Source organism: Mycolicibacterium vaccae NBRC 14118 = CIP 105934 (assembly GCF_001552715.1).
GTDB lineage: Bacteria > Actinomycetota > Actinomycetes > Mycobacteriales > Mycobacteriaceae > Mycobacterium > Mycobacterium vaccae.
The window spans coordinates 1-4,846 of the sequence record NZ_BCRS01000260.1; the positions used below are offsets into that span (position 1 = coordinate 1).

Below are 4,846 nucleotides of genomic sequence, written 5' to 3' on the forward strand. Positions count from 1 at the left end.
CCCCGGCCCTGCGCGCGCGAGGCCGCGCGAGCCGCGGGAGACGGTGTGCGCGCATCGGTTTCGGCGTCACCGGCCTGACCCGCCGCCGCAGACAGCGACCCACCGTGCACCGCCGCCGCCAGCGACGCGGTGACCAGCCCGCTGGTGCGGATCCGGCGCACCAGATACGCCCGCAGCGTGACCAGGTCGACCACCAGCCCGCTGGTCACCGCCTCCTCCACGCCGCCGGAGTGCACGTGGCCACCGGTGGGCAGTCGGGAGTCCGACAGGGTGAGCAGCGTGGCGAGGTTGGTCATCAGAACAGGAAGTAGCGCTGGGCCATCGGTAGTTCGGTCGCGGGCTGCTCCTGCCAGACCTCGCCGTCGATGCGCACCGTGAAGGTGTCCGGATCCACCTCGATGTCCGGGGTCGCATCGTTGCGGGGCATCTGCGCCTTACCGATACCGCGGACATTGCCGACCGGCACCAGCCTGCGGTTCACCGCGATCCGGTCGGCCAGCCCGTCCTCGATCGCCTGCGGCGCGACGAAGTGCACCGACGTCGCCGCGGCCGCCGCGGGCGCGGCGCCGAACATCGGGCGCGGCAGCACCGGCTGCGGCGTCGGGATCGACGCGTTCGCGTCCCCCATCGCCGCCCACGCGATCATCCCGCCCTTGACCACGACGTGCGGGCGCACACCGAAGAACGCCGGTTCCCACAGCACGAGGTCGGCGAGCTTGCCAACCTCGACCGAGCCGATCTCGCTGTCCATGCCGTGGGCGACCGCCGGGCAGATCGTGTACTTGGCGACGTAGCGCTGGGCGCGGGCGTTGTCGGCGCCGTTGTCCCCCGGCAGGAATCCGCGCCGGCGCTTCATCACGTGCGCGGTCTGCCAGGTGCGCATCACCACCTCGCCGATGCGGCCCATCGCCTGCGAGTCGCTGCCGATCATCGAGATGGCGCCGATGTCGTGCAGCAGATCCTCGGCGGCGATGGTCGACGGCCGGATCCGGCTCTCCGCGAACGCCAGGTCCTCGGGCACCCCGGGGTTCAGGTGGTGGCACACCATCAGCATGTCGAGATGCTCGTCGAGGGTGTTGACCGTGTGCGGGCGGGTCGGGTTGGTCGAACTGGGCAGCACGTTGGGGTGGCCGGCGACGGTGATGATGTCGGGCGCGTGCCCGCCGCCGGCACCTTCGGTGTGGTAGGCGTGGATCGACCGGCCCTTGATCGCGGCGAGCGTGTCCTCGACGAACCCCGCCTCGTTGAGGGTGTCGGTGTGGATGTTGGCCTGCACCCCGGCGGACTCGCACACCGTCAGGCAGGCGTCGATCGCCGCGGGTGTGGTCCCCCAGTCCTCGTGCAGCTTGAAACCCGCTGCGCCGCCGCGCAACTGCTCCCACATCGCCTCGGCGCTGACCGTATTGCCCTTGCCCAGCAACGCGACGTTGAGCGGCCAGGTGTCCAGCGCCTCCAGCATGCGGGCCAGGTGCCAGGCCCCGGGGGTCACGGTGGTGGCCTTGCTGCCCTCGGCCGGGCCGGTGCCGCCGGCGACGATGGTGGTGATGCCGCCGCCGAGCGCCTCCTCCATGATCTGCGGACAGATCAGGTGCACATGGCAGTCGATGGCCCCGGCGGTGACGATGCGGCCGTTGCCGGCGATGATCTCGGTCGAGGGCCCCACCACCAGGCCCGGGTGCACGCCCGACATGATGTCGGGATTGCCCGCCTTGCCGATCGCGGTGATCCTGCCGTCACGAATCCCGATGTCGGCCTTGATGATCCCCCAGTAATCGAGGATCACCGCACCGGTGATGACGGTGTCGGGGGCGCCCTCGGCGCGGGTGGCCCGCGACTGGCCCATCGATTCGCGCAACACCTTGCCGCCGCCGAACACCGCTTCGTCGCCGGCGCGGCCCGGCCCGCCGCTGCGGTCCTCGGTGATCTCGATGAACAGGTCGGTGTCGGCCAGCCGGATCCGGTCGCCGGTCGTGGGTCCGTACAGCGCCGCGTAGTGCGACCGGGAGATCTGCGTCATTCCTCGTCCAATCGTCCCGGCGGATCCAGGCTCAGACCGTGCACTTCCCGCGTACCGCCCAGCGGAACCAGTCGGACATGTTGTGCCACACCGGGTTCGAATCGGATCGCGGTACCTGCGGGGATGTCGAACCGGTACCCGCGCGCGGCGGCCCGGTCGAAGTCCAGTGCGCTGTTGGCCTGCGGCACATGGACGTGGCTGCCTACCTGCACCGGCCGGTCCCCGGTGTTGACGATGTCCAGCTCGAGCCGCCGGCCCTGCGCGTTGATCTCGATGTCGCCGTCGCCGAAGACGATCTCGCCTGGGATCATGTGCCGCACCTGCCTTACGGGATCGGGTGGTGGACGGTGACGAGTTTGGTGCCGTCCGGGAACGTCGCCTCCACCTGGACGTCGGCGAGCATCTCGGGGACGCCGTCCATCACGTCGTCGCGGCCGAGAACCTCACGGCCACTGACCATCAGCTCGGCCACGGTGCGGCCGTCGCGCGCGCCTTCGAGGATGTGATCGGTGATCACCGCGACGGCCTCGGGGTGATTGAGCCTCAGTCCCCGCGCCTGTCGGCGACGGGCGAGCTCGGCCGCATACGACAGCAGCAGCCGTTCCTGTTCATGCGGCGTCAAACGCATAGTGGGCGATCCTGCCACGACCCCCGCGCGCTCGCGCGAGGAGCCACCCGTCAGTCCCCGGCGATGTTCTGGAGGCGCACCTGCCCGCGCGCCACGACACGCTCGCTGTCGTCGGTGATCGTGATCAGCCACAACTGCTGGCGACGGCCGCGGTGAATCGGTGTCGACGTCGCGGTGACCGTGCCGGATCCGATGGCCCGCAGGAAATCGGTGTTGTTGTTCACGCCGACGACGGTGCCGCCGCCGTGCTGGGACAGCCAGACGTGCCCGGAGACGCTGGCCATGCTCTCGATCACCGCGCAGTACACCCCGCCGTGCACGATTCCCCATGGCTGCAGGAGCTTTTCGGTGATCTCCAGCCGGGCCCGCCCGCCGTCGGGGGTCATCTCCAGATAGTTCAGGCCGAGGACGCGGTCGAAGCCGTCGCCGAGACCCTCCGGTACTTCTGTCGTCACGCGTCGTGTCTACACGCGCCCGGAGCGCGCACCTGCGCCGGGGTGCGGTCCCGCGAACGAGCGGAAGGGCCCCACGCCTGTGGCGTGGGGCCCTTCCTTCGGTCGGACCGGGGGTCTCTGCAGCCCTCAGGACTCCGGCTCGGTCCAGTGGTTCCGATGGGACAAGCATAGGCAAGGCTTGCCTAATTAAGCAAGAGCTTCCCGGCATTCGCCCGCGATGTTCCGCGCACCGGCAGCCCGAAGCCGACCAGCGCGTCGAGCACCGCCTGACTGCGGCGCATGCTGTCCGCCTCGCTGGTGCCGGCCAGCAACGGAGTCTGGGTGGCTGCGCTGACCACCGTGGCGCCCACGATGTGCCACATCGCCGCCATCGTGATCGCGCCGCCGCTGACGGCGGCGAGCTTGGCGAAGACCGGCCCGAGCGCGCAGTGGCTGCGGTGGGCGACCCAGGTGGTCAGCGCCGCCTCGCTGGGGAGCGCGACGATGCCGTCGTTCGCCGACCGGAACCCGCGGCGCGACGTGAAGAACGGATCCTCCGGCAACGCGCGCAGGGTGGGGTCGACCACCCCGACCCAGTCGATGGCGCCCTCGGAGTCGACATGCGCCCACAGGTTCTCCAGGCCGGTGTCCCAGGCCCGCCCCTCGACGGCCAGCAGCGGTATCACCCGGCCGACGACGACGTGGGCGAACGTTGCTGCCAATTGCTGGGCCACCGCCGCCCGGCTCTCGGTCTCGGCCACGCCCGCCTCGAACATGCTGTGCAGACGGTCCGTGGTCAGCAGATCCGTCAGCGGCCACCACCGTCGCCGCGACAGATCGCCCATCACTGCGACGCCGTAGACACGCGGACATTCCCGGTACAGCTCCCGGAGTCGGCGGCTCGATTCATGTATCGGCAGCGTGCGGCTGATCGCCATGCTCGCGATCAGCGGATCCTCGACGAGAACCGTCATGACACCTCCGTTCCCTGGTTAGGTTAGCCTTACTATAGTCATGGCTCCGGAGGCGGCCAGACCCTGTGATCCGACTCACAGGCCGGGCGGGGAGTCGCCGACGGAGCCGGTGACGTTGGCATCGCAGGGTGCCGGGCAGCAGCTCCGGCGGGCAACGTAATTTGATACGACACGCGGTAGTAAGCACGTAGTACGCTTTGACCTACTGCCGGTAGGAGATGAACGGACGATGGCAAAGCTGACGAGGCTCGGGGAACTCGAGCGTTCCGTCATGGACCACCTGTGGTCCACGGGTGAGCCGCAGACCGTGCGCCAGGTGCACGAGGCCCTGGCCGCTCACCGCGACCTCGCCTACACGACGATCATGACCGTGCTGCAACGCCTGGCCAAGAAGAACCTGGTGGTGCAGCACCGCGACGACCGCGCGCACCGATATGCGCCGACCCACGGCCGGGACGAACTGGTCGCGGGGCTGATGGTCGACGCCCTGGACCAGGTCACCGATTCCGGCAGCCGGGAAGCCGCGCTCGTGCATTTCGTCGAGCGTGTCGGTGCCGACGAGGCCGCCGCGCTCCGCCGCGCGCTCGCCGAGCTCGAAGACAAGCACCGCAACGGGGCACCGGCTGGCGATACGGGCCCTGCCTGAGAGACACTGACAGCGTGTCCGCGCTGGCCTTCTCGATCGTCGCCTTGCTCCTGTCGGGGCCGGTGCCGGCGATGCTGGCGCGGGCGGAGTGGCCGCTACGGGCACCCCGAGCCGCGATCGTGCTGTGGCAGGCGATCGCCTCGGCAG

The 4,846-nt window shown here is 69.9% G+C and carries 6 protein-coding genes and 2 pseudogenes; 2 read left to right on the plus strand and 6 right to left on the minus strand.

Translation table 11 applies throughout. The features are described 5' to 3' along the window. From MVA01S_RS28595 to MVA01S_RS28620, 6 genes and pseudogenes are all read right to left on the minus strand, one after another. A pseudogene (locus MVA01S_RS28595) lies at positions 1 to 296 on the minus strand (urease accessory protein UreF); the annotation flags it as partial. Beyond that, positions 296 to 2,017 (minus strand): urease subunit alpha, encoded by a 1,722-nt coding sequence (locus MVA01S_RS28600; RefSeq protein ID WP_003932308.1) that lies wholly within the window; start codon positions 2,015 to 2,017, stop codon positions 296 to 298. The pseudogene MVA01S_RS28595 and the gene MVA01S_RS28600, both read right to left, overlap by 1 nt. Further along, entirely contained in the window at positions 2,014 to 2,328 is a 315-nt protein-coding gene (locus MVA01S_RS28605; RefSeq protein ID WP_003932307.1) for an urease subunit beta, read from the minus strand. Before MVA01S_RS28605 ends, MVA01S_RS28600 begins: the two co-directional genes overlap by 4 nt. A 14-nt stretch (positions 2,329 to 2,342) precedes the next feature. Continuing rightward, entirely contained in the window at positions 2,343 to 2,645 is a 303-nt protein-coding gene (locus MVA01S_RS28610) for an urease subunit gamma (protein WP_003932306.1), read from the minus strand. Positions 2,646 to 2,695: 50 nt separating this feature from the next. Next, entirely contained in the window at positions 2,696 to 3,100 is a 405-nt protein-coding gene (locus MVA01S_RS28615; RefSeq protein ID WP_003932305.1) for a PaaI family thioesterase, read from the minus strand. 182 nt (positions 3,101 to 3,282) lie between these two features. After that, complete coding sequence (locus tag MVA01S_RS28620; RefSeq protein WP_003932304.1) at positions 3,283 to 4,053, minus strand: hypothetical protein; 771 nt, start codon at positions 4,051 to 4,053, stop codon at positions 3,283 to 3,285. Positions 4,054 to 4,282: 229 nt separating this feature from the next. Here MVA01S_RS28620 and MVA01S_RS28625 point away from each other — a divergent pair, with 229 nt between their 5' ends. After that, positions 4,283 to 4,699 (plus strand): BlaI/MecI/CopY family transcriptional regulator, encoded by a 417-nt coding sequence (locus tag MVA01S_RS28625; RefSeq protein WP_003932303.1) that lies wholly within the window; start codon positions 4,283 to 4,285, stop codon positions 4,697 to 4,699. A gap of 14 nt (positions 4,700 to 4,713) precedes the next feature. Continuing rightward, positions 4,714 to 4,846: pseudogene (locus MVA01S_RS32225) on the plus strand (M56 family metallopeptidase); the annotation flags it as partial.